This window comes from Ruegeria spongiae (assembly GCF_023502395.1).
In the GTDB taxonomy this organism is placed as follows: domain Bacteria; phylum Pseudomonadota; class Alphaproteobacteria; order Rhodobacterales; family Rhodobacteraceae; genus Ruegeria_C; species Ruegeria_C spongiae.
Genome location: NZ_JAMFMB010000078.1, coordinates 1 through 1,117, shown reverse-complemented (window position 1 = coordinate 1,117; position 1,117 = coordinate 1). Strand labels below are relative to the sequence as shown.

The 1,117-nt window shown below is 62.6% G+C and carries 1 protein-coding gene; it reads right to left on the bottom strand.

The genetic code is table 11. The annotated features are described in order from the left end of the window. Nucleotides 1-1,112, bottom strand: a 1,112-nt coding sequence (gene tuf / locus M3P21_RS22290; protein ID WP_249713706.1) for an elongation factor Tu, incomplete at its 3' end; no start/stop codon positions are given. Nucleotides 1,113-1,117 lie beyond the last annotated feature (5 nt).

Here is a 1,117-nt window from a genome sequence, read left to right as displayed (position 1 = left end):
CGCAGGCCGTTTTCCATCGCGATCGGCGCGATCAGCTCAACCGAGAACGACACGTTGTCGCCCGGCATCACCATCTCGGTGCCTTCGGCCAGCGTCACGGTGCCGGTCACGTCGGTGGTCCGGAAGTAGAACTGCGGACGGTAGTTCGCGAAGAACGGCGTGTGACGGCCGCCTTCATCCTTGGTCAGGATATAGGCCTCGGCCTCGAACTTGGTGTGCGGCGTCACCGAACCCGGCTTGCACAGAACCTGACCACGCTCAACGCCGTCACGATCCACACCACGCAGCAGCGCGCCGATGTTGTCGCCCGCTTCACCGCGGTCCAGCAGCTTGCGGAACATTTCCACACCGGTACAGGTGGTCTTCTTGGTGTCGCGGATGCCGACGATCTCGATCTCGTCGCCGACATTGATCACGCCACGCTCGACACGGCCGGTCACAACGGTGCCACGACCCGAGATCGAGAACACGTCCTCGACCGGCATCAGGAAGGGCTGGTCCACGGCGCGCTCGGGCGTCGGGATGAACTCGTCCACGGCGGCCATCAGCTTGCGGATCGATTCTTCGCCGATCTCGGGGTTGTTGCCTTCCATCGCGGCCAGAGCCGACCCGGCGATGATCGGAATGTCGTCGCCCGGGTAGTCGTAGCTGGACAGCAGCTCGCGGATTTCCATTTCCACCAGCTCGAGCAGCTCTTCGTCGTCGACCTGGTCGACCTTGTTCATGAAGACAACCATGGTCGGGATGCCAACCTGGCGGCCCAGCAGGATGTGCTCGCGGGTCTGCGGCATCGGGCCGTCAGCAGCGTTCACAACCAGGATCGCGCCGTCCATCTGGGCGGCACCGGTGATCATGTTCTTGACGTAGTCGGCGTGGCCGGGGCAGTCGACATGGGCGTAGTGGCGCGCGTCGGTTTCATATTCGACATGCGCGGTCGAGATGGTGATGCCGCGCGCTTTCTCTTCCGGCGCGCCGTCGATCTGGTCATACGCCTTGAAGTCACCAAAGTACTTGGTGATTGCTGCGGTCAGCGTCGTCTTGCCGTGGTCAACGTGGCCGATCGTGCCGATGTTGACGTGCGGCTTGTTACGCTCAAACTTTTCCTTTGCCATGTCCT